The 25,731-nt window shown below is 55.9% G+C and carries 12 protein-coding genes; 9 read left to right on the forward strand and 3 right to left on the reverse strand.

Annotated elements, in window-relative coordinates; genetic code table 11:
• Positions 1–6 precede the first annotated feature (6 nt).
• On the reverse strand, positions 7–4,710 hold the full coding sequence (locus QW379_08410) for a hypothetical protein (protein MEM2870423.1): 4,704 nt from the start codon (positions 4,708–4,710) through the stop codon (positions 7–9).
• Positions 4,711–4,992: 282 nt separating this feature from the next.
• Between QW379_08410 and QW379_08415 the strand changes: the two genes are divergently transcribed.
• The 9 genes from QW379_08415 (at position 4,993) to QW379_08455 (ending at position 18,674) form a co-directional block, all read left to right on the forward strand.
• Positions 4,993–7,326: a tandem-95 repeat protein gene (locus QW379_08415; protein ID MEM2870424.1), complete on the forward strand. Its 2,334-nt coding sequence runs from the start codon at positions 4,993–4,995 to the stop codon at positions 7,324–7,326.
• A 102-nt stretch (positions 7,327–7,428) separates the two neighbouring features.
• Positions 7,429–8,196 carry an acyl-CoA dehydratase activase gene (locus QW379_08420; GenBank protein ID MEM2870425.1) on the forward strand — a complete coding sequence of 256 codons (768 nt, stop codon included), beginning with the start codon at positions 7,429–7,431 and terminating at the stop codon, positions 8,194–8,196.
• Between the two features lie 12 nt (positions 8,197–8,208).
• Positions 8,209–9,063: an acyl-CoA dehydratase activase gene (locus tag QW379_08425; protein MEM2870426.1), complete on the forward strand. Its 855-nt coding sequence runs from the start codon at positions 8,209–8,211 to the stop codon at positions 9,061–9,063.
• 63 nt (positions 9,064–9,126) lie between these two features.
• Entirely contained in the window at positions 9,127–11,247 is a 2,121-nt protein-coding gene (locus QW379_08430; GenBank protein ID MEM2870427.1) for a right-handed parallel beta-helix repeat-containing protein, read from the forward strand.
• 15 nt (positions 11,248–11,262) lie between these two features.
• Positions 11,263–12,369, forward strand: a complete 1,107-nt coding sequence (locus QW379_08435; protein MEM2870428.1) for a hypothetical protein — start codon at positions 11,263–11,265, stop codon at positions 12,367–12,369.
• Between the two features lie 85 nt (positions 12,370–12,454).
• Positions 12,455–16,072 carry a 4Fe-4S binding protein gene (locus QW379_08440; protein MEM2870429.1) on the forward strand — a complete coding sequence of 1,206 codons (3,618 nt, stop codon included), beginning with the start codon at positions 12,455–12,457 and terminating at the stop codon, positions 16,070–16,072.
• A 5-nt stretch (positions 16,073–16,077) separates the two neighbouring features.
• Positions 16,078–17,481 carry a double-cubane-cluster-containing anaerobic reductase gene (locus QW379_08445; protein MEM2870430.1) on the forward strand — a complete coding sequence of 468 codons (1,404 nt, stop codon included), beginning with the start codon at positions 16,078–16,080 and terminating at the stop codon, positions 17,479–17,481.
• On the forward strand, positions 17,482–18,117 hold the full coding sequence (locus QW379_08450; GenBank protein MEM2870431.1) for a hypothetical protein: 636 nt from the start codon (positions 17,482–17,484) through the stop codon (positions 18,115–18,117). It begins immediately after the preceding gene.
• Entirely contained in the window at positions 18,078–18,674 is a 597-nt protein-coding gene (locus tag QW379_08455) for a hypothetical protein (protein MEM2870432.1), read from the forward strand. The genes QW379_08450 and QW379_08455 overlap by 40 nt, the downstream gene beginning before the upstream one ends.
• A 65-nt stretch (positions 18,675–18,739) precedes the next feature.
• Here the strand turns inward: QW379_08455 and QW379_08460 are convergent, their stop codons facing one another.
• A complete protein-coding gene (locus tag QW379_08460; protein ID MEM2870433.1) occupies positions 18,740–21,469 on the reverse strand; it encodes a PKD domain-containing protein in 2,730 nt (909 codons plus the stop codon).
• Between the two features lie 10 nt (positions 21,470–21,479).
• The gene (locus QW379_08465; protein ID MEM2870434.1) at positions 21,480–25,652 is read right to left on the reverse strand and encodes a transglutaminase domain-containing protein; all 4,173 of its coding nucleotides are present in this window, start codon (positions 25,650–25,652) and stop codon (positions 21,480–21,482) included.
• Positions 25,653–25,731: the final 79 nt, after the last annotated feature.

Here is a 25,731-nt window from a genome sequence, read left to right on the forward strand (position 1 = left end):
GCCGTGTCATCGCTCGGAACGCCGCGGCCGGGTGTCAGGGCCTCGTTGCCTCTGCCTGGTGCGGAGGAGGGCGACTAGAGCAACGGCGACGAGGGCCAATCCACCCGCCGCAGCGAGAAGAAGGGCAGGCGCCCCCGCGCCCGTGGCCGCGCCCCCGCCCGGAACCACCCTTAAGCTCCAATGACCATAAACAGAGGCGAGGCCATCCGAGACCTCCACAGAGACCGTGTAGACCCCGGGCTCCAGCCCCCTCCCGCAGACGAAGACCGGCCTATCCTCTCCCTGCACTGTCCTTCCATTAATTTTCCACGCAAATCTCAGCTCATCCCCGTCCGGATCCACTGCCTCCACGCTGAAGCTCGCGGTGGCCCCTCTTCTCAACCTCACCTCCACAGCGCGCTCCGGGATGCATGAGACGATTCCGGGCGGCCTGTTCCTGTTCAACACCGTCACGCTCCAGTTGTGTCCGACCACCGCCTCCCCGTCGGAGACAAGGACAGAAACCTTGTGTTCTCCGGAGGATTCGTATCCGGTCGAGTATTCGTAGACGGCTCCGGAATAAACGACACTACCGTCCAGAAGCCAGACCACCGAAATATTGTCGCCGTCAGGGTCTGCAACCACTACCCAGAAGGTCGCGCTCTCGGTCTCGTTAATCACCACCCTCCCCTCCGGGAACCAATTGAGCTCCGGCGGGCGATTCAGGTTGAGAACCCTCACCGTCCAGGTGCGGTTGACGGCGGAGGGGCCGTCCGAGACCTCGGCCCTGATCTCATAGGTTCCTCTGGAGGAGAAGTCCGTGGTGAAGAGGAAGTCCCCCCTCTTTCCCAAGGGCCGGCCGTTCACGCTCCAGACGTAGCTCAGTGCGTCTCCGTCCCGGTCGCGGGCCTCGACCCAGAAGCTGACCCTCTCCCCTTCTATAATCTCCAGCTCGCCCGCCTCCGGACTCCAGCTCAGAATCTCTGGCGGGGTGTTCAGGTTGATGACAAGGTCGAAGACCTTGATGAGCCCCGCGGCCGAGGAATGAAGGACGACGGGCAGGAGCACCGTTCCGGTCGCGCCCGACGCCGCGAGAAGGCCATTGAGGACATCCTCCAGCCTGTTCAGCCTGACGGTCTGGTTGAACCTGCCCTCGAAGCTCCACTCTCTCGACCCGTCCCCGCCGATATCGAGCCAGGGGTCGAGAGGGCAGCTCTCGAGTAACCAAGAGATGTTCACTTCCTCGAGCACCGGACTCGATGAGCCGTTGCTGTACATGAAGACCCTGTAACGCAGTACGGGGCGGGGGCTCAGCCCCCTCACGGATGCTGGAGCGCCGTTGTTGCTACTCATCCACGTTGCGCCGTCGTCCACGCTCGCCTCCACTACCAGCCCCCCACCGTTGAGCGAGGCTCTCCAGCTCACGGCGACTTCGTCCACGGAGAACGTGAGATTCAATGGGGGGGAAGTGAGGGAACCGTTTGTAGCATACGTGGTGTAGCGGACGAAAAAAGACTCCACACTCGGGGTAAACGTCTTCTCCGCCGTGGAGAGGACCAGAGCCCACTGAACGAAGCGGGCGGGAGGGGTAGAGAGAGGGCCTGATGAGGCAGGAACGGGTTCCCAGTCAGACCATCTGGAACCGTCCGGGCCTGTCCGGATCGATACCGAGACCGAGGTTCCTGGGGGTAAAGATGCTTGCCAGCCCGCATTGTCAAGCGAGAGGGGCGTGTGGACTAGGTCGTAGGCGGGAGACAGGTAGGTGCCGCTGGTGACGTGGCCGGGGAAGCCGTAGGTCTTCGCCCAGATGTCCATATCGTACTTGGGTCTGTTATCAACCCAAGCAACCACAAATTCATTCTCAGGGCCGCCTGCGATCACTGGGTGCATTTGGTCGGCCGGCTCCCCCTCGACATTCTTCACATTGCAGACCACGAATTCGGGCCCCAACGGAGCTCCAGACGGCCCGAAGTGCCTGCCCAGAACGTCGAACCCATCGCCGAGGCTATGCCAGACCGCGATGAAGTTCCCGTCGTCGTCGAATACGACCGAAGGCTCGCCCTGGTCCCCGGGCTGGCTTGAGATCACCAGCTCGCCCGTAACTGGGCTCCCGCTCCTGTCGAACCTGCGGGCGAGGACGTTCGCGTCTAGGGGGTTCATCGCGTCGGCATAGGCAACTATAAAGCTTCCGGTGCCGTCCACGGCGAGTGCGGGACTGAACTGCGCCCCAGGCCGAGTACAGACCGCGATTTCCCTGCCCCCAGGCACGGGCTCGCATTCAGGGTCCAGTATTGCGGCATAGATGTCGTAGTTCCCCCCCGTGCCCGCCCTGTAGTCCGCCCAAGCAACGATGATTCTGTTATAGCCGTCCGTGGCGAGGGCGGGCTGTAGGATGTTATGCTGTGTCCAAGCGACCTCCGTGGCGGAATGGAGGAGTTTACAGTCGGGGGTGTACTTGGCGATGTAAATGCTGGAGTAGGCCTGGCTATGGTCTGTCCATACGATGACGAAGCTGTTCTGAAGATCAGTGGCCACCTCAGGACTCGTCTGGTCCCCGGCCGTGCCGCAGACCAGCAGCTCCACCCCTAGCGGAACTCCATACGGGTCGAACCTGCGGCAATAGATGTCCCTGTCCCTGCCGCTCCGGTTATCCGCCCAAACGACTATAATGACTCCATTCAGGTCAACCGCCACAGACGGCTCCTCCTGAAGACCCGGCGCTGTGCATACAGGTATCTCGGCGCTCACCGGCTCGCCTGAACTCGAGAACCTCCGGGCCATGATGTCTGCCGAAGGGCCGGACCCCTCCTGCCAGACTGCCACGTAGTCCCCGCTACCGTCCTGGAGCTTCGCCACCGCCACCTGGTAGCTGTCGGTTTCACCGGACTTCACTGCCACGTCCCCGCCTAGGGCTTTGAGTACACCGTCGTCCTCTAGCTCGAGCTCTCCATCCCTGACCCTCGTGCCCGAAAATGTGCCTCCGTTTGGGACGTCGAAGGTCTCGTCGATGCTCGTTCCGAGGGACCAGGCGTGGAGGACGGGCGTGATATTCCCGTCCTTTGTCCACAGGCGGATGCGCAGGCGTATCGATTCATGCACGCCGGGGTCGACCATCACATGGTCGCCGGTCTTCAGGCCGCTCTGAAGGACATACCCCTCTTGCCCGTCCAGAACATCAAGTTCGAAGCCCGTGGTGTTGAAGGGTGAGCGTCCAGCGTGAGGGAGAGTGATGCAAAGGCAGACGGACCCGTACGTGGCAGCGAAGCACGGTATCTCGGGACCAGTTAGCTCCCCCGAAGTGTATGCGTAAATCGGCTCGCCGAGGAGCTTCATGTGCAGCTCGGGAGGCACGGCCCTCCAGTCGGACCACGCGATGGTGATGTTGCCTGAGGGGAGAAGGAGGCACGCGGGCGACTCCTCGGACCATTTCTCCGCGGAGGCGAGCGCTTCCGTACCGATGGTTTCGAAGGTGAGGGTGAGCCTCTTGAAGTATACGTCCGCCCCGCCTGAGCGCCTGTCCTCCCACGCCACTACCGCACCCAGCAACTCATCTGTGGAGATAGAGGGCCGGAGCTGGTCGCCAGGAGCTGTGCATATCGGCTCCTCTGGGCCAGCGGCGCTCCCATCGGCCTCCAGCCTTCGGGCCTTTATATCGCTCCCGCACCCTCCTCTCGTGTCCTCCCAGACCACCATCCACCTCCCATCACCTAGAGCGGCGGCCGCGGGCGAGCTCTGGTTTCCATGGGCATTACAGATGGTGAAAGGGGAGGTGAGGGGCACGGCCGCGCCGTCCAGCATGACGCCATCGATATCGACGCCAGTGGAATTGGTCCAGTTCTCCCAGACCATAGCAAAGCCACCCGCAACGGTGCAGACCGAGGGCGACTTCAGGTCGAATAGCTCGTTCGAGAAGGATATCTCATCCTTGAGAGGCGCACCTGTGTAGTCGAGGAGTCGTGCCCTGATTCCGTAGGTCTTTCCGCTTCTAGAGTCCTCCCAAGCGGCGAGGAGAGTCCCCCCGGGGCCTGCAGTGACCGAAGGTTTCTCCTGCTCCCCCTCCGTTGTGCAGACGACGAACTCCTCCCCCACAGGGCTTCCCCATCTGTCGTACCTCCTCCCGAAAATGTCGAAGTCACCGTTGCGCTCGTCCTGCCACAGCACATAGAAGTTCCCGAGAGCGTCCGAGGTAATCGCGGGACTGTGCTGGTGGCCGCGCGCGTTGCATACTGCAATCTCGGGGCCGGAGGTGAAATCTGAGTAAAAGAATCTGGCATAGATGTCCAGGTCGCTCCCGGAGCGATAGTCTTCCCAGACCATTATGAAGGTGCCGAGAGGGCCGCGGGCGATCCTGGGACGGTATTGCCCCTTATTGGTGGGCGAGACCGCGCGATCCCCCTTCAGCTCCTGGTAGAGAGGACCACGCGCCAGCCTGACGCCGTCGGAGATGTTCAAGTTCTCGGAGCGGCCTAATCGGAACTCGGCATCTGTGCTCTGGGCCCAGCGCCCCGAGGCCGGGGCAAGAGAGACGCTCCCGCCCCGCACCGTCACGTTCCGGAGGTTCTCACAGGCAAGGAAGTCCGCGTCATCAGTGTCCGTCCTGCCGCCCAAACTCCTCGTGGGCAAGCCCTGAAGGGATAGACCGGCGACGTTTATGCAGGCTGCGCCGGGAAGCGCGATACTCACAGGTGTGATGTTTCCGCCAGTAGGTCCGAACCTCGCAATTCCCTCCACTTCGCCACTGGAAAATGTGGAGAGGCTTGTATCGCTCAGAGTGGAGGGTAGCTGTGGGAGTTGGGCGAGGCAGATAAGGAGCGCCGCTAGAAGGCGCGTGCTACAAATAGAGGGGGCATCCCACCGAGTGAAGCGCATATCTCGAAATGCTCCTAAACGCCTCCTCCCAACGGCCTATTCTCTTTTTAAATATTCGATACATATATGAACAATTCCCTACAAAAATTTTTATTAATAACTTTAATAACTACAATGATATTACATATAGCTGAGGTTGTTGATATGAAAACAGGCACAGCTGTGGTCGCAAGTCTCGTGATTGCACTCTCTGCAGTCCTGACAGCCGCGCCTGCGTCCGCCTGCCATGGGCAGACGGTCGAGGTAGTGGGCTTGAACACCTCCTGGACCGATAACAATATGTCCCCAAACACAGTCACCCTTGAGCCGCCGACCCAGACCGTAACACCTGGACAGTCGTACGAGTATCACATCAAAATGACTCTCACCCCGGGCTGCGGCTCGAATTACTTCCTCTACGCCTCCCTCGGCACCGTGCCCGCGGGCTGGAGGGCGACCTACACCACCGGCCCGGGCGGAACCGGGGACGATCTAAGCAATGTGGATAACAAGGCGTGCGGGAACGGGAACGTCGTGATAAATGCTTATTTAAACGTCACGGCTCCGGATTGGGCTGGGGAGGGAGAGACGGCCATAATAACCGCCATGATCGGCGCGGACGACAACGCCCGTAACGACAAAGACCTGGTCTATGTGAAGACCAGAACGAAGGTTCATATACCTGACCCGCCAGTGGTCGTTGCCAACCCCATTCCAGACTTCGAGATGCCGGAGGACACCGAGGACAGCACACGCATAAACCTCGCAACGGTCTTCAAGGACACCGACAACGACCCGATCACCTTCGGCGTGAACACCCCCAACCACTTCACCGTCAAGATTCTCGGCGATGGGCGCGTAACAATAGCCCCGAACAAGGACTGGAACGGTATGGAGGTGCTTAGCTTCTGGTGCACAGATGGTATCACCAGGGCCTACGACGACGTAGCTGTGACCGTCACGCCCGTCCCAGACCCGCCGGTGGTCGCCGCCCCGATGAAGGACTTCGCCATCCCCGAGGACGGGGAGGACGGAACCACCGTCACGCTCAGCAGGGTCTTCTACGATGCCGACGTTCCCTACGGCGACAGGTTGACCTACACATTCACTGGTCAGGAGAACATTAGCGTCACAATCAAAGCGGACACGAAGGTTCTCTTCAGACCGCCTCCTGGGTGGTCCGGAAAGGAGACGATCGTCTTCACGGCCAGGGACCTCTCAGGGGCGAGTGTTTCTGATGACGTCGAGGTTCTGGTGACGGACTCCAGCCGCCCACCATATATCAGGATGTCGGTCAGAGATGTGACAATAAAGGAGGATGGGAGCGACTCCTCGATAGACCTCAAGGAGGTCTTCGCGGACTCCGACGCCGACAGCGTGCTTGAGTTCGGCTGCGAGGGCGCGTCGTCGATTCACGTGGAAATCTCAAACGGCGTGGTTACCCTAACCCCGGCCCCGAACTGGAACGGCGTCGAGGTGCTCCAGTTCTGGGCCTCCGATGGAATGTTCAGCCCCGTGTTCGACGATTGCAAGGTGACTGTGACTCCGGTCAACGACCCGCCATTCCAAAAAGAGCCCCTGAGCATCGAGTTTGAGGAAGACTCCTCTCCCGATACGATTTTCCTAGATAAATACTTCGGGGATGTGGACGGCGACAAGCTGACCTACTCCACTAGGTCCCCCCAGGGGCTGACGGTCACCATCTACTCCCGGACGAACGAAATGTCCCTCTCCCCGGCCCTGAACTTCAACGGCGAGCTCACAATTAGCCTGAAGGTCAGCGACGGGCAGGACGAGATTCAGGTAACCGTCCCAGTGAGAATTATCTCCGTTGATGACCCACCGATAATAACCGACTGGCTCCCCGGCGGGAACGTGGTCTGCACCGAGGGTGACGAGCTAACCTTCAAGGTCAGCGCTGTTGATGTGGACGGCGACGAGCTCGGCGTGCTCTGGGAAATCGACCAGTGCTTCACCCACCTGAAGAGGTTCGAAGACAAGTTCGAGATTAAGGTAAAGGCTCTCGCGGAGAACGGCCTCGGACCCGGCACCTGGACCTTGACGGCGTGGGTGGATGGCGGCGAGAAGGCCTCCGTCCCCCACTCGTGGAGCGTTACCGTGAGGCACGGAAACCGCCCCCCCTCCACTCCGGTCATAACATCCCCGGACCCCTCGAAGAACTACACCTCCGCACAGGAACTTACATTCTCGGCGAGCTCCGAGGACCCCGATGGGGACCTCCTGAGCTACAGATGGCTCATAGACGGCGTCGAGGTCTCCACCAGCCAGAGCTTCTTGACGAAGCTCCCCGTGGGGCTCCACAAGGTCAAGGTCACGGTCTCCGATGGGAGGGGAGGAGTTGCGGATTCACAAGAGATGATGATAAATATCCTCAAGCCGCCGAAGAGGGGCGGCGCGGGTAGCACCCCCGGGTTCGAGGCTCTAGCGCTGGCCAGTGCGCTGGCGGCCACGGTAGTTCTCCTCCGCAAGAGGAAATAGAGAGAAGGCCCCGGACAAAGGGAGATGCGGCGCGGAAGAGAGGTTGATGGAGGGAATTCTCCACTAAATATTTATCGAACCTTCATTATCGGTGCTTCCGTCATGACCGCAGCCGGGGTTGATGTCGGTTCAATAGCCACCAAAGCTGTTCTCCTCGCCGATGGCAGAATGCTCGCACACGCTACCAGACCGACCGGCCTAGACGCCGCGGGCGCCGCGCTCGGGGCGCTTGAGGAGTGCTGCGGGGCCGCTGGAGTCTGCAGGGAGGACCTGGTAGCGATTGTGGCGACGGGCAATGGAAGGAAGGCGATTCCTTTCGCAACGAAGGAGGTCTCCGAGATAATGGCCTTCGCGAAGGGGGCCCGGCACCTCCTGCCGCAGGTGAGGACCGCTATCGACCTAGGTGGCCAGGGAATTCGAGTTATTTCAATGAGCGAGCAGGGGACGGTGGTCAAGTTCCTGACCAACGACAAGTGCTCGACGGGCACGGGCTGCTTCCTCGAGGTGATGGCGGCGGCGCTTGACACAAAGACTGAGGAGCTTGGGAGGCTCGCGCTCGCCTCGAAGGTGCACCACAACATCAGCAACACCTGCACCGTGTTTGCGGAGTCGGAGGTGGTATCGCTCGTCGCGAGGGGGAAGAACAGGGAGGACATCATCGCCGGCCTCCTCGACGCCATGGCGGCCAAGGTAAAGACGATGGTCAACCAGCTCGGGCTCAGGAGGGAGGTCTTCTTCGGCGGCGGAGTGGCGAGGAACGAGGGGGCCGTGAGAGCATTAGAGGGGGCGCTAGGGGTCCCGCTCCATGTGCCCGATAACCCGGACGTCATAGGGGCACTCGGCGCGGCGCTCAGCGCGGGGGTGAGGTGAGGTGGCCGGCGGGTGCATGGTGCGGGGCTCCGGCGCGGCGCGGATGCAGGCGGTGGAGGGGTGGCCGTGATAACCGCTGGAGTGGACGTTGGCTCGACCTACACGAAGGTCTCAATTCTGGCCGATGGTAAGGTCGTCGGCTACGCAGTCGTGCCAACGGGCGCGGACGCGGAGGCGGCGGCGGCGGAGTGCCTCAAGAGAGCCCTCGAGATGGCGAGGCTGAAGAGGCCGGACGTGCAGTACATCGTCTCCACGGGCTATGGAAGGAAGCTTGTCCAGCTCACGATAGCCAATGAGTCCGTCAGCGAGATAATGGCCAACGCTGCCGGAACGAGGTTCATCGCTGCGGACAAAGGCATACGCACCATTTTGGACATCGGAGGGCAGGACACGAAAATAATATCCCTTGATGCAAAGGGGAACATGGTCAAGTTCCAAATGAACGACAGGTGCGCCGCCGGAACCGGCCGCTTCCTCGAGGTCATGGCTAGGGTTCTCGAGATACCACTCGACCAGCTCGGCCCGGAGAGCCTGAAGTCCAAGAACCCGGTCACAATCAGCAGCACCTGTACCGTCTTCGCAAAGTCCGAGGTGGCGTCGATGCTCGCGCGCAGGGTGCCCAAGGAGGACATCGCCGCAGGAATCCATAAGTCAATGGCGGAGAGGATGGCGATAATGGCGAGGAAGGTCGGTGTGGTGGAGAGGGTCTTCTTCGACGGGGGTCCTGCGAGGAACATCGGTATGCGGAAGGCGATGGAGGACGAACTTAAGGTGAAGCTCGTGGTCCCGGAGATGCCGCAGATAGTGACCTCGATAGGCGCCGCGCGAATCGCCGCGGAGAGGGCGGCAGCTAAGGGGGCGGGGTAGGCGCTTTTACGCGCCCGCAAATATATATGCGCGCATACAATTCTGTTTCAGAGGAGGAATTAGATGAAAATGAAAAATGGAGCAAGGGCAGCCGCTGCACTTATAATGGTGCTCGCCCTTCTGCCCGGACCCGCTGGGGCTGTTGAGGGCAGGGGAGCGCCTGTGATTCAGGACCTGACCCAGCTGACCCCGGCCCCCCTCCACGGTGAACAGCTCGTCTTCAGGGCCTGCTGCACCGACCCCGACGGCGATGGAATTCGGGAGAGCCTTCTGATTCTCGATGGCATCGCCCTGCAAATGGCCGAGAATGACCCGGCCGACATTGACACCACCGACGGGAAGCTCTTCAGCCTCAACTGGAGCGCCAAGGGCGGCAGCCACATCTACGCCTTCGCCTTCTCCGACGGTACGGACTGGACCAACACGACCCTCCATGAATTCGAGGTCCTCTGGGCCCCGCCCTCCGGCGACTGGGAGGTCCGGGAGGAACTGAGTGTGGCCAACGCAACCATCGAGCTCAGGGGGAACCTGCTGGTCAGAAGCGGCGGGACGCTCGAGCTCAGCAACACCACAATAAAAATCAACGGGGACGTGGACGGGAGGTACGGCGTTCTTGTGGAGCGGGGGGCGAGCCTCGCTCTGCGCAATGGCTCCAAGGTGACGAAATCGACGGGGGCCAAGGCCTACACATTCCGCGTCATGCCCGGCGGGACACTCCGGGTCATCGACTCGGAGATATGGTACGCAGGCTACGAGAACCCGTCGGACAACAGCGCCATGGGCATTTTCGTCGAGGGCGACACGACAATCGAGCATTCCACAATCGTCAGCGGCGCCAAGGGCATAATAGCGGAGAACTGCGACCTCGTGATGCGCAACACCACCCTCAAGGAGGCCTTCAGGCGCAACGTAGAGGCGACAAACGCCTCCATCACCATGGAGGACTGCCTTGTCTACTCCTCGAGGGACGCCTGCAACGTGGAGTTCTTCAGGGGCACAAAGTCATTCATATCCCGATGCACCATCCAGAAGAACGGCCATAACGGCATCTGGATGAGGGATGGAGCGAGAGCAACGGTCACCGGCTGCCTCATCACTGATTCCAATCAGAACGGCATCTGGATGGACAACGGGTGCGAGCTGACCGTCTCTGACACTGTCATCGAGACGAGCAGGGAGAATGGACTCTGGGTCAACGGCTCCTCGACCGTCACCGCGACCAACATTACCATCCGCAACTGCCTCATGAACGGGACGTGGGTGAGCGGCGGCAGAATCACGATGATCGGGTCCAGAATCGAGGGGAACGAGCTGCACGGCTTCGCGGCCTTCGACGGCTGCGAAGTCACATTCAGGAGCAATTTCGTTAACAACAGCAGGAGGCACAACTACGAGACCACCAACTGCACCACCCTGATGGAGGACTGCGTCTTCGGGCCGAGCAGGGACGCCTGCAACGTCGAGTTCTTCGCTTACTCAAAGGCCACGGTCCGGAGGACCACCATAACGGGCGCTGGCCACAACTGCTTCTGGTTCCGCGACTACGCCGAAATCACCATAGAGGACTGCAACCTGAGCGCCAGCCCGAACAATGTTATCTGGTGCGACGTCGGCTGCAGGCTCACGGTCCGCAACTCCACCCTGAGCGGCGTCCCGCTCGACGGAATCAACTGCTCCAACTCCACCGTGACCGTCGAGGGCTGCACGATAAAGGACTGCGGGGGCTTGGGAATCAACTCCGTCAACTGCTCCCTGTCCGTCACGGGATGCACATTCAGCGGCAACACCATGGGGCAGGTTCTGGCGCGGAGCTACCTGAGCGTGAGGGTGCTGGACCCGAGGGGCCGGCCCATCTCCGGAGCGAGCGTGAAGATAACAGACCAGGAGAGGCGGGAGGTGTTCTCCGGGAAGACCGGGGACGACGGAACGACCGGGGCTCCGCTTCTGCTCACCGGCTACAGAATCGACAATGATGGTAAAAGGACGGACTTCAGCTACACAATAAAGGCGACGAAGGGGGACTATGAGGGAACCCTGAAAACGGTCCTCGCCACAGGAAAAGGCGTGGAGCTCAGGGTGAAGGAGAAGCCGAAGCCAGGCCCCGGTTTCGAGCTCGTCGGTCTTCTGGCGGCGCTGGTCGTCGCAGCCGCGCTTGCCGGCGGGAGATTGAGAGGGGGCGAATAGGGGGGAACCGGGGCTGTGAAGGGGAGACGACTCCAGCGGGCCGTGGCCCTGATGGCCACGATGGGTCTGACCGCCCTCGCGCTTCTGCCACCGACCGCCAGCGCCGCTCCAAAGCTCGTGGTCTATGAGCTCAGGGTCGAGCCCGAGCCGTCGATTCAGGGCCCGGAATTGCCGATAGTGGTTACGGCCAGGGTGGGCTGCGGGGGTGCGTGCTGCTATGTGGTCTACGGCCGGGAAATGAGGGCCGAGCTTATCCTTCCGGAGAACTTTACCCTTGTCGACGGACCTCGCGTCCAGTGGCTGACCAGCCCCGGCCATCCTCAGGGGACGGTAGCGGCGCAGCCCGGCGGGGGCCTGACATGGATAACCCCGCGATGGGAGGTGAGGGGCTCCAGCCTCGGCACTTACAACCTCTCGGTGAGAATCACAGGCACGAACGACGCCGGCGACAGCATCAACGTGACCTCCCCGGCCGAGGTGACGATAGCCTCCGGTGCCGCGATTTCATCACCGATTTTCCCGCATAGGCCGGTCGTGGGGAGGGAGACGGTTCTGCTCGTCAGCGTTAGCTCCCGCAGGGGGGTCGGCTCGGTCACGCTCTTCTACAGCGCGGACAACAGGACATGGAGGAGCTCTACCATGGAACCGGTCGGGGGAGACTTTTATAAGGGCTCCCTTCCCCCCCGCCAGCGCGAGATGAGTTATATAATTTACTTGGAGTCTGTTGACACGGCCGGCGAGACCTTCCGCACCGGCCTCTACACTGTCAGGGTCCGGGACCCCGAGAGGGCCGCGGGGGTCTCGAGCGCCGCGACCCTCATCGTCGCGGCCGGCTCTTTCGCGGGCCTCTTCCTGATTCTCTACTTCGGGACACGCACACCCCTCCACGTCCGAGCCCGGGGAATCCTTTTAGTCGGGAGTCGCGCGATGGAGGAAGTCCCGCGGGACAGGGAGGGCCTGAGGGCGGCGCAGAGGAGGCTGGTGGCGCTCAGGTGGAGAGTTCTGGCGATTCTGGTCGCCGTCATGATAGTCCTCTTCCTGATTTCGCTGCTCACGGGCCAGCTGGAGAGGGTGGTCAGCCACACCACCAACCCGCAGGAGGCCGTCATCAGGTGGTGGTGAGGGGGGTGGTGTCGTGCGATTGCTGGAACTGGATGAGGCTCGATATGTGTCCAAGGAGTGAGAATGGAAAATGAGGTGAGGCCGATTGACCGCTGGGGTTGAGGAGGAAGGTGCAAAGGGCCCCGGGAAGAGAGACAGCCGCGCCCTCTCACTTTCTTCCCTCTTTCTCATCGCCTCCGGAGCCGGATGGCTCCTCTCGGGCCTCCTCAATCTGGCGGCGCTGGCTGCGACGCAACTCGGCCGCGGCAGGGTCGTCCCGGGCGCGATGTACCCCCTCCTCGATGTGGACGGCTGGATGTTCTTCCTCCTCTGCGTCCTCTCTTTCTCGCTGATGGGCGTGATCGGTTTGGGGGCCGGTTGGGGCGTCCTGAAAAAAAGGTACTGGGCGCGATCCCTCGCGCTCTCATTCTCGATTATGGCCGCGGTCAGCGGCGCTCTACTAGCGACCTACACATATCCCGCTCCGGGCGTCCTTCTCGCCCTCGCCCACCTCGTTTTCGTGGTGTATCTCGTCCGCTCGAGAGAAATGGAGAGGGCCTTTCCCGTGTGGGTGAGCAGGCACGCGCGCGGCGCCTCCCAGTTCTCCCTCCTCTTCCTCCTGAACGCGACCGCGGTCGGCTCCCTTATCATCGCGCCCATGCTGCCCCTGCTCCGCTTCAGGCACATGTCCGGGGGCACATACGGCGTCCCGCTCTGCTCGCTTGGCTCGATATCCCGTTGCCTGAGCGGGAACTGGGCCGACCTCCTCCTCGCCCCCGTGCTCCTGATCGCGGTGCTGATGCTCGTCGGCCTTCTCGTCGGAAGAGCGCTCTGCGGCTGGGCCTGCCCGATAGGCTTCCTCCAGGACCTAGCCGCACGCGTCAAGGGGCTAGCGGGCGCGGGCGACGTCGAGCCCTCGATGAGGGCGCACGAGCTCCTCAGGCTCGTCAAGTACGCCGTCCTGCTCTTCGTGCTGCTCCTGGCGCTCAACATCGGGATAGCCAGCGTCCTCAGCCCGGACGCAAAGGGCGAGCTCGCCTCCGGCCTCTCGGGTTTCCCCCTGTTCCAGTCTGGGGCGACGCCCTGCGAGGCCTGCCCCGCACCCATCACGGGCTACTTCCTCCCGGACGACCTCATCACTAACGGTCTGGCGGGGAGGTTTGTGATGACGCCCGAGGCCGCGCTCAGGCTCTTCGTGCTCGCGGGCTTCGTCATCGGCGCGCTGCTGATGCCGCGCTTCTTCTGCCGCTACTTCTGCCCTGCGGGGGCGATGGCCGCGCTGTTCAACAGGGTCAGCGCGCTCTCGATAGAGAAGGACCAGGAGAGGTGCACGGACTGCGGCTACTGCGTGACCGCCTGCCCCATGCGCATCACCCGCCTGAGGGACGAGCGCGTGGACTCGAGGGTCCACGACACCGAGTGCACCTTCTGCCTCGAGTGCGTGGACAGATGCCCGGAGCGCGCCCTCTCCCTGAGCTTCCAGGGCAGGAGCGTCTACAGCGGTGGCAAGGAGTGGTGGCTCAGGACGCTCAGGGAGACCGGGCCGCCCTCCGGGGAGCTGGAGGAGACCCCTGCCCCTCCCACAGCCAGCCCGCCGGCGATTGGCGGGGGAAGGGGAGCACAGCCGCCGGGAGATGAGGGGAGGAGGGGGGCAGCCGCCCTTCTTGCGCTCCTGATTGCCGCTTCTCTCGTCGCCCCGGCTCTCGTGTCCACGGATGTCTCCGGGAGGGAGTACGGCCCCGGCAACCTGCCCCCCGCGAACCACCGCGGCGACCGCACCCTCTCATCCGGCGATAGGCTCATCGTCAGGGCTTCGGAGCTCACCATCAACGGCAGCTTGATTCTAGAAGAAAACGCCTCTGTGTTGATCTCGGAAGGCTCCACGGTCACAATAAACGGCGACCTCTGGCTCTCGGGGAAGTCGTCCCTGCGCATCGAGAACTCGACGCTGAGAATTCGGGTCCCCGAGGAGCCGCCGATGAGAATCGAGGAGCTCTACCTGGCCCCCAGCGGCTTCGTCCTAGTCGAGGAGGACGCCTCGATGTGGCTCTCGGGCGCCAGGCTCGAGGTCTCGAGGCTCCGGGAGACCCTGATGCAGGGTATCGTGAGTCCTGGCTTCGGGCGAATCGGGGAGAGCTACACCTATAGAATAACCTACACCGACCCGCAGGAGCGGCCCCCGGAGCGGCTCGTCGCGGTTATAGACGGCGAGACCCTCAACATGACGCAGGAGGACCCCGACGACACCACCTTCCGAGACGGCGTGGTTTACAGGTGTGAGGCGGTCCTCCCCGCGGGCAACCACAGTTACCACTTCGAGTGCGAGGGCCCCGACGGCCCCCTGCGCTACCCGCGCGAGGGCGAGATTCCGGGACCGCACGTCGGCACGGACGAGCCGATTTTTCTCTTCGGCTCGGAGATGCTCGTCAGCTTCGGGACCGTCGAGGCGCTCTCCTCGACGATAGACATGGAGGCGACCCTATACACCCACATGGACTCCAGACTCACCCTTGAGCGCTCGTCCCTGAGGTGCGGTCTCACCATCGAGATAAACCCGCTCTGCGTCTTCACCGAGTCGAACGTGCCGAGCATGGTCGTCAAGGAGAGAACGGGAGCGGTCAAGGTGATTCTGCGCGACTGCACCGTGGGCACCGCGGTCATCGAGAGCGTCTCCGGCGTCCTCTTTGAGCGATGCACCGTCGAGACCCTGGACATGCAGTCCGAGTCCCGGACCACGGTGATTGGCTCGACCGTCAGGTTCCTCAGCGCCGGCGGCAACGCCTCCGCCCTCCTCGACGCATCCACGGTCACCGCGACCGAGTTCCCCCACATGCGGCTCGGGGGGGACTGCTGCGTGACTGCCATCAATGGGACCCGCCTCGGGCTGGTCCACATGCACGAGCGCGCCCGGCTCTACCTGACCGCGTCCGAGGTGGGGAGGCTCGAGGCGCATGACGACGCACGGGTGTGGAGCGAGGGCGCGGCCATAGAACAGCAGGAGCTCTCAGGCAACGCGACAATCCTCAACACCATGAGGATAAGGGCGACCGTGAACGGCAGGCCGGCCGTCGTGGAGGTGGAGGTGATCTCCCCGGGCGGCGAGCTGCTGGTCTCCACGACCACCCGCGAGGACGGCTCCAGGAGCTTCGCGGTGCCGACGCGCATCGTCCGCCCCAGCGGCACGGAGGAGCTGGAGCGCTGCACGATAAGGGTGAGGTACATGTCGCTCGAGAGCGTGACGGAGCACAACCTGAGCGGGAGCCCGGAGGTCAATGTCTCGCTCGAGGACCTCATGCCGCCGCGCATCGAGGACATCGAGTTCGACCACTACTTCAGGACGGAGGGCGAGGCGCTGGTCAGGGCGCGTGTGAGCGACGGGAGCGGCTCGGGCGTGAGCCGGGTGGAGGTGGCGTACTCCGTGGACGGTGGTAGGGAGAGATGGGCCAAACTCTTCCATATCGGCGGTGGCCTGTACGAGGGGACACTGACAGGCCTCAAGGGGGCGAGCGAGGTGAGGTTCAGGGTAGTGGCGAGCGACTGGATGAACAACACAATGTCGTCCCCGCCGAGAGCGGTTGGCGTGGGCGCGCCCCGGTGGGCGTGGGGCGCGGCGCTCGCGCTTGTTGCGGCCTTGCTCGCGCTTGCGGCGGGCTGGGCGCTGCTGGAGCGCCTCAGACTCAAGAGGTTCGTGAGGGGCGGGGGGCCCCGCGAGGCGGAGAGGTGATTCCGATGGAGGGAGGTGAGAGGGAGATTCCGGAGGGCCGGGAAGCGCCGGCGGAGGAGACCGGCGAGCCGGGGGGCGGCGGGATGGAGGGAGGAGGGAATGGAGAAGTGGGAGGGGGACGCGCGGAGGAAGCGACGCGGGGGCCCGGGGACGAGGGGAGCGGCCCCGCGCCTGAACTCAGCCCCACGGTTCAGGAGGTCGCGGGGCGGATTGAGGAGGAGGTCTCGGAGATGGAGCGCTCCGGCTCCGGCCTCGAGGGGATGAGGTACTTCTACGGGCTCGCCCGGGGCCTCTTCACGAAGAGGGTCGAGGAGCTGCGGGCGCTGAAGGAGCAGGGGAAGAAGCTCATCGGCGTATTCTGCAACTTCGTGCCCGAGGAGCTTGTGATCGCCGCCGGCGCTGTGCCCATCAGGCTCTGCTCCGGCTGCCAGGAGCCGATCGCCACGGCCGAGGAGGTCCTTCCCAGGAACTTCTGCCCCGCGATCAAGTCGTCGCTGGGGATGCTGATGGTCCAGTCGCCCCACTTCCAGCTCGCGGACCTGCTCATCACGCCGACCACCTGCGATGGGAAGAAGAAGATGGCCGAGGTTCTGGCGGAGTACAGGCCGACCTGGGTCCTCGAGGTTCCGCACACCACCCTCACCACGCAGGCCCGCCAGCTCTGGGCAAACGAGCTGGCGATGCTGAAGAGGAATCTGGAGCAGTTCACCGGAAACAGAATCACGAGGGCGGGGTTGCGCGCCGCGATCGAGCTGACCAACCGCCGGAGGGCGCTGATTCGGAGGCTATACGAGGCGCGGAAGAGGGAGGACGTGCCGATATGGGGCAGGGACGCGCTCCTGGCCACAAACCTCTGGTTCCACGACGACCCCGCGAGGTGGGCGGCGCAGATGGAGAGGCTGTGCGACGAGGTCGAGAGGAGGGAGAGGGGGGTGGCCGACAGGAAGGCCCCCAGAATTCTCCTGACGGGCAGCCCGGTGATTCTGCCGACCTGGAAGCTGCCCAGACTCATAGAGGAGTCGGGAGGCGTTCTGGTCGCGGACGAGATATGCACTGGCGCGAAGGTGGTCTGGGACCCGGTGTACGTGAAGGACTACTCGATGACTGGGATGCTTCTCGGCCTCGCCGACCGCTACCTGATGAACTCCTGCGCCTGCTTCACCCCGAACCGCTCGCGTGTCGAGAGGCTGCTCCAGTTCGCGCAGCAGTTCAGGGCGAGCGGGGTGGTCTACCACGTGCTCATGGGCTGCTACATATACAGCATCGAGGCGCGGCACATAGAGAGGGCCCTGATGGAGAAGGGGACGCCGATGCTCACAATCGAGACCGACTACAGCACAGAGGACGTGGAGCAGATTCGCACCCGCGTGGAGGCTTTTCTGGAGATGATAACGAGCGCGAGGGTGTGAATGGGGCCACGGCTCGAGCAATATGAAGAGAGATACGGCAAGCTGCTCATTGAGAATTTCACAAGACCCAACTTGATGCTTTTCTCTCTGGTATGGCTCCCGGTTCCCTCCGGTTTACTGGTGGGGATATTTTTCACTACTATCGATTTCTCAGGTCATCCAGCTCTTTCCAAAGTTCCGCAGTGGTTTATTAAATCATTAGGTGTGTCATGTCTCATCTCGGTCATGTTCCTGGTATATCGCTCAAGGAGGATTCTCTTCAGCCACGGGAAATGCCTCTTCGAGAAAGGCATTCTGCTGGACGGGGCCTGGGTTTTCAATGATGATGACAATTTCCTGTTTTTCAACGAAATGAATCTCGCGCTCATCGCACCTACGAACCAAACGGCATTGAGGACGATGATGAGAATACACACCGCCGGTGCTGGTAATTCATTAGAGGCAGAGGATTCTAAATCGGGTTACTCCAGATTGATTATGAATCATGAGGCAGATGGTCTTCTCGGCCAGCTCGTGATTGTGAGCGGGCACCATTTTCGGTACGAGTATATAAAAGTACCATTAAAAACCATAAGGCGCCTCCAGAAATTCCGGAAATGTTCAGGGAAATCGCCCTTAAAAACCACGTGGAATTGATTGACGAATATGATCCGGCGGGGGGTCTTGCGCCGGACAGCAAACCGCTCAGATTATCTCTCGAGGAGCGCGAGAGGGAGTTCGGGCGTATGGTCTATGAGAATTTCACGCGCCCGAGCGGCGTCTCAGGAAGGCACGGGGCCTGCCTTTTCGAGCGCGGGATTCTCCAGCCCGGAACCTGGCCCCATGAATTCGATACTCCTGACGAGTTCATTTTTTTCAGAACCCTCTGGAAAATATTGATCTGCCCGTTGCGGGAAATGATGCTGGCCCTCCTCGACGAGATGGATAAAGTATATGAAGAGCATATGCCCGGGATAAAGAAAGAGAGGCTCCACTCCATGAAACCCAACGGGATGAGATGCGCGGGGTGCGAGAGCGAGATTTTCTTTGTTTTCAAGCTCGCCCGCGCCGAAATGATTTCATACTCCGCGAAGGATTTTATCGATTTGCCAGAGTTCATCCGGCTCGTACGCCCTCTGGCGGATATGTACTGTGTCCGGGTGGAGATCGGGCCGCACCTTATAGGTGAAATCGGAGGAGCTCCGCTGAGCTGAAAAGGTCGGCTCGTACGTCTAGGAGCCTCCGACAAGGCGGTGCGCTTGGCCCGCCCCCTCCCAATTTATCCCCTCCCATGCCTCCTCCATAACAGGGCCAGAATGACTGTGGCGACAATCAGGACAGACCACATCCAGAAAAGGAAGGTCTCGCGAGAGATTTCAACCGCCCGCACGGTTATCTTGAAGCTCTTCTCGGCCAGCGCGCCGTCGTCATCGCGCACCGCCACCTTGACCAGATATTTGCCCGGCTTCGTAAAAGTATAGTTGACAACGGTGCCGTTGATGGTCTTATTTTTAATCAGCCAGCTCACGGCAACGATGCGGCCGTCGGGGTCGAAGGAGCCTGAGGCGTCGAGAAATGCTCTCTCGTCGGCCATGAGCTTTTGTTCGTATTTGAGCCCAATCACAGGGCCTCTGTTCCGCACATTTATCGTTATGTTGGTCACATTCTCATCAAAATCATCATCTATGACCCTCAGTTTTACTTCATAGGTCCCGTCGTCCCTGTACTCGTGGCTCACGTTTTCGCCCACCGCAGTGGTTCCATCGCCGAAGTCCCAGATAAAGAGCTTGACAGAGCCATCCACGTCCCTCCCCGTGGCGGTTAAGTTGATTTTCTCGAAGGTGAGGGGGGACATGGAGGAGACATTTATCGCCCCCTGCGGCGGGATGTTTTCAATGATTATCTGCTTTCTTGCAATATTGCTCATTGCGCTGTTATCGTCGATTACATAGAGGGTGATTTGAAAGGTGCCTTTTATCCTGTAGCGGTAGATTGGGTTCGGCTCGCTGCTGGTCTGGCCATCGCCGAAGTCCCAGAAATACTGTACTATCGTCCCGTCCATGTCGAAGACCTCGGGCGTGAAGGCGATGTCGTCGAGAACGGTGGCGGTGGTGAGGGATGTATTGAAGTTGGCCAGCGGGCCGCGGTTTATGACATAGATTTTAAACTCAGTCGAATTGGACGCGCCGTCGTCGTCCCAGGCGGTGAAGCGGATGGTGTAGATGCCGGATTTGGAATAATTATATACCGTGTAATATAATTTACTATAATTACCGTCGCCGAATTCCCAGCAAACTCCCATTACTTTTCCATCGAGATCATACGCATATTCTGACGAGAGATTTAAGTCTTCAAAAGTCAATATTATATTTTTATTTATGGTATTGTTTATCATTGGTGGACGGTTTAAAACGACTATCTCTATATAGCTCCAATCACTTTCCATATCTAATTCATTTTTTATTTTTAATCCCGCTCGATATATTCCATCATTAAAATAATGATGTTTTATAATTGACTCATTAATCCAGCCTGATTTAGCCCCATCACCAAAATCATATAAATATTTAATATCGAAATTCCAATAATTTAATGAAAAAAATGAAATGGTTTCATATGTAAATACAGGATTTTTAGATACTCCAATTGTCGAAATTAAATTTTGAGTTGAATCGACTATTTTCATTTGAAGATTATAAAAATCTTTTTGGGAATTTGTACTTAACCATATACACCATAGCATTTTAAATTTATAATTCTTGATAGCATTTAGAGAAATGAAACACTTTGATTCCCTTGTAATAGGGTCTATATCATAATCGAACCAATTGTTTTCGGCAATGGTTGCTTTATTGATAATTTCATTATTTTTTAGTAAGAAATAATTTATTCTTTCATTGCTTGATGAACTATTATCAATATAAATTATATGTAGATTATTATTCCAATGATAAATTTTCGATTTAGTAATATTTTGAGTATTATTTATTATTGTTATATTGTTTAATATATTTTTCTGGATATTATATTCTTTTATAATCCATTCATCTCTATATTTTGGATATTTAAATTGATACTGAGGTCCTGGAGAATTAACAAACAATGTATTATCAGAGGTAGTTATTACTATTGATTCCATTCTTAAATTAACAATATCAATAATGTTAACCCAATTATATGTATAGATGATATCCAATATATTATTAGATGATTCTGATATGTTGATAATTAAAGAACCGGATTGATTTGATTGGTTTATTTCTATTAAATAAAAAGGATATCCTGGTTCAACTCCAAGCTTATACCAAAGTTTGAAACCTATATTTAATTTATTATTCCATATAAAAAAATAATAAAGAGTAGAAGATAAAGGACATCTTGAGTATGGAAATTGTTCCAAGAAAATCGGTATGGGTTGAGATAAATTATTTAATAAAGGATCATATATTATTAAATTAAGAATGGGATAAATATCGTAAGGCTCATCTTTGTCTTGACAATTCCATGAAACATAGATTTTATTATTATAATTAATAATTTTCAAATCAATATTTTCTTGAATGACATCGTTTGAAATGATTAATGTTTCTTCCAAGGTGAGATTCAAAGACATGGGTCGTAGTAGAATAGTAAAAGAGTCATTTAATTTCTCTAACCACGTAATATAAATGATATCGAAACACTGACAAGCTCGAGGGCTATAATAGGTTCCCCTGACTTTGCTCTCAGTAACTTGATATTCTTTTGAAAAAATAATTCCATCAAAGAATTTGAAGCATATCTGTTCATTCCCGTTTGAAAGACTCTTAACCCATAAAAAACCTAAATATATTTCGTTTCCTCCTAAGTGATATTCAAAAACATATGGCTGAAAATATTCTTTCCCGCTTATTATTATATAATTATTAAGGTCACTATTTTGAGCGATCGAAAAAGAATCATTTACTTTAAAAGTAATTAAAAAGAGCCAAAGAATAATAATTAAACTTATAATTTTTTTTAAATTCATAATTTCCACATTAATAAAATGAATTTAGTATTATAAGGTCTTTGTCATTATCAAAGTCTTCAATAGTGTTACCATTAGAAGACGAAATGACTCTCTCTCCATTTGGTAACCAATATGATGAAAACGTAAAAGCTCCATCAGCATCAGGAGGTCCATATATGTAATAATTTCTAGTTGAGATACCAACAACATTCTTATTAGGTAGTTCTGTCGGATCTAGAACAAACCACGCATATTCTCCTGTATTAGTTGGTCCCCAATATTCTACCCATACATGATAATCACCTACAGAAGTCCATGTTCCAACGACCGTACGCGAAGGTACACCGAGCGACCTTAATAATGAACATGCCATATTAGCATAATCCCCGCATTCACCCTCGAATTGGTCCTTTGATTTTTTTTCTTCTTTTCCCGATATAGCATTATCAATATCTTCTTCAGTTATTGCATATTGTACATGATAATGTTCAAAAATGTATTTAATATCTTTAGTAGGTGCACTTCCAGACGTTTTATATCTCATTATGTAATCAACAAAATTTGTTATATATTTTGCAGCATTATGAGAATTAATTGAACCGATAGAAATTTTGCTAGCGATAGAAAAAACAATTACTTCTAATTGGTTTAACTTATAGGTTGGATAATTTGGGAAATTTGTCTTATGTTCTTCAACACGGAATTTTATATTCTCTTCATAACCATCACAATACATAGATTCAGTGAAGTATTTATATGATATGTTATCATAGTTGTAATTATAACATTTTAATCCTTCCTCTGTTAAACTAGAATAATCATAATTTGTATTCTCTACATATTTCGGGAATTCAAAAATTAAATTTATTGGAAAAACAGCAACTATAGGATGAAAATGAATTTTTAGTTTTGGATATTCTCCATCAGAAGAATAAAAGGTTTCGGTATAGTAGATTGTAAAATAAACTGTACCAATACAATGTGATTTGCTTATTGTAATTTCCCATTTTGTTCTTTGCTCACCGTTTTGATTTAGATAATGTATTGTATTAATACTATAATAAGTATCTATTGTACCATCTGGACCAATGAATATTGGTCTTGGGCCGTCCGGGTGGAATTTTGTCTTGTATGGATTTGAATACCATAACACTGTGGAATAAGGATAATACCCATTTGAATATATATAAAATTTAATATCTTTTATATCGTTATTATTTATACGCTCACCACGTCTAATTACAGCACCATAAATTGGTGTAGCTATTAGCTCGTTATTATCCCCTTTAATCCAGCATTTATATAGTTCTGTATTAAAGGAAGATTGATATTTTATATAAAGTAGATTTGGATTATAATAAAGGCTGTCATCTCTTCCTCCGGTCCCAGAGCCGTATATTTCACTATCATACCAATCCGAAATGCCATTACAATTTAAATCGTTTACTTTTGGATTCTGCCATCCCATATACGATAAATAAATATTAAAAATTGTTTTTAAATAAGATGATGACTCAATATTTAAATAAAAATTTATATTTTTTAATTCATTTTCGTCCCCTAAATAATATCCAAACTGACTATTCGCATAAATATAATTACCATTATCGGTTTTAATTTCTGCATATGTATTATTAAATAATTTTACATTGGAGAGATGGCTATATTGTACATTAATATCATTGTCAAATGAGCCAATATATCCTCTTAAATAAATAGCTCTATTGATATCACAATTATAACTGATATTAATAGGGTATTGACCTTCTTTTGGAAATTGAATTACATTAACATTAATATTGATTGCATCTGATGATACAAATACGATTTTAAATTCACTCGCATTTATATAAATCCCGCTTCCATCTGCATCATTGTAGTATTTCCAGATGAAATCATAATGACCCGCTAGAAGCGGCGAGGATTCGACTTCCAGCTGACCATACCCGGACCATGGGCCCCCCATCGAATTTCCATTTTCGTCGTATATATAAGCATCATAAAACAAATCGTCATTATCATTCTCCATTGAGACCTGGTCATAGCTCCTTAGCAGGACCTCTATTGCCCCCTCCTCCTCATTGATTATGTGCGCGCAGAAGCTCATCCCATCCTGATACACGCCCGAAGAGAAAGCTCCAGCAATCCCCTCCGGAACCCTCATCCTGAAATCGGTCATCCAGACATGGTCCCACTCGCTCTCATTTCTGAGCATGATCACATGCTCCTCGCACGCCATATCCGGACCGATGTTCCTCAGCTTCGAAACATTCGAGAGGCCATCCTTTTTTACAATGATTGTGTAGGGTGTCTTGAAGAATGTTCCTGTCTCACCTCCTGCGCCCTCCATTTCGAATATCTTGCCCTCTATTGTCACAATGCCGCTTGCGTCTGTGGTTCCCGAGTAAATCTGGCTCTGCTCGAGGTCCTTCACAAGAACCTGGGCGTCCGGAACATTCTCCGACCCCTCGTCAATGACACGGAAGACCATATTCCCCCGGGCGCTCAGTGTTCCGTCAACAACATCCACCTTCGAGCGGTTGAAGTCGCAGTCCGTCATGACGACATTGGACCCCTCAATCCTGATGTCAGCGCCATTGTTGTTGATGATGATTGAGTCTGTGATTGATATATCGGATGAGATTATCTGCATCCCGTACTCATTGCAGTAGTGAATTCCGATGTCTGAGATTTCCACGTTCGGAGAATTTATTATCAACCCATTGTTCAAATAGGCAAATGTAGCGTTGGTGATTGTTGCGGTACCGAGGACTTCGATATCGAAGTAACTATTCTCCACGCCGGAGAAGAAGAGCGTGTTGTTGATTACGGCCGTGGAGCCCTGCTCCAGCGATATTTCATGCTCGCCCGTCCAGTCGCTGTTGACCTGGACGGTGACGTTGTCGGCGCTTATATCTCCATTTAACGAGAGATTGCCGGTGATGTTCAGATAAGTAACTTTGATATCCAAACAGCCCTCCACCTCTACATCATTTCCCGTTATTGTTGTATTGTATGTCTCCAGGGCGCCCTCGGAGGAAATCACAATATCTCCCTCGACCACCTCCAGAATTCCGTTGTCGAAGGTCAGGCGCGATGAAATGGAAAGGCTATCGGCAACTACAGCCATACCGTCATATTCCGTCTCCGTGCTGACGCTCCAGTCCTCCTTCCTCTCGTCACATACCAGTATCTGGTGATAGACGATATTATTGGTCTCACTGTCCTCGGTGATATTTTCGCTCGAATCAATTTTAACGACGATATAGTGATATCCGGTCTCGTTTAAAGTCGCATTGACTCCCAGAAGGCCCGTTTCGCCCCATGCACCCAGCCCGCCCACTGTCAGGTTCTCTATCAACGTCTCGCTCTCTGTGTTATTCAGATAGAAACTGATGTTGAATGCTGAGCTGGCGCTTTCGTATCCATCATTGTAGATGGTAGCGTTTATGCAGATTGTGCTGCTGACCAGCGGATAATCGTCGGACACGTCGAGGTGTATCAGCATCAGGTCCAGCCTCGGGAACTCGAAATAGACGAGCTGGCTCTGGTTCATCGTTCTTTCTTCGGATTTCGTTATGTTTAGCTTTTGTGCAGTTATATTGTGCGGCGTGTGATTGACGGCCCCCGAGCTGCCCTTCGTGCAGTACCTGGCCTGAATCAGCGCATGGCCCGAATCAAGGGTCCTGTTGAGCACTTCCAGCCCGCCGTCCTCCTTTATTATTGCGCTCCCGCCGCTAATAAAGCTTCCGCTCCTGTCTTTTAAATTCACCTCGAGATAGTTCCTCATATGAATGATTGAGGTGGAGTCCACGCTGACCTCCCCGCTGAGCAGGGCGCAGCCCACGGAGGTGATGTTGCTGTTCTCGAGCTCCACTTTTGGAGATGAGACCTCCTCAAAGCTCACGCCGGCCATGCAGGCCCTCGTGTCCTCGAACCTGATTCCCTCACTTGTGGCATTTGTTATTGCGTCCCCCCGGAGCGCCAGAATGAGGTATTTGACCGAGATATTGTCCATGAGAACTCTTCCCGTAGTCTCGGAAGTGAACCTGAGCGGTATGGAGTCGGTTGAGCTGATATATTGCTCCTTCAGCGCATCATTCATCCTGTCGACCAATATATGGCTGGAGAGCTTCGAGACCCGGCCATAGAACTCCCCGCTCGCGCCCCAGTCGCCCGCCGGGTCCGGGCCTATGAACATGGTTACATTCTTCAATCTGCTTTCGACTTGATAGCTAATGCTCAGTTGATATATGACGGGCGAGGATGTGCCTCTTGTC

This window comes from Thermoplasmata archaeon (assembly GCA_038851035.1).
Classification (GTDB): Archaea; Thermoplasmatota; DTKX01; order VGTL01; family VGTL01; genus JAWCLH01.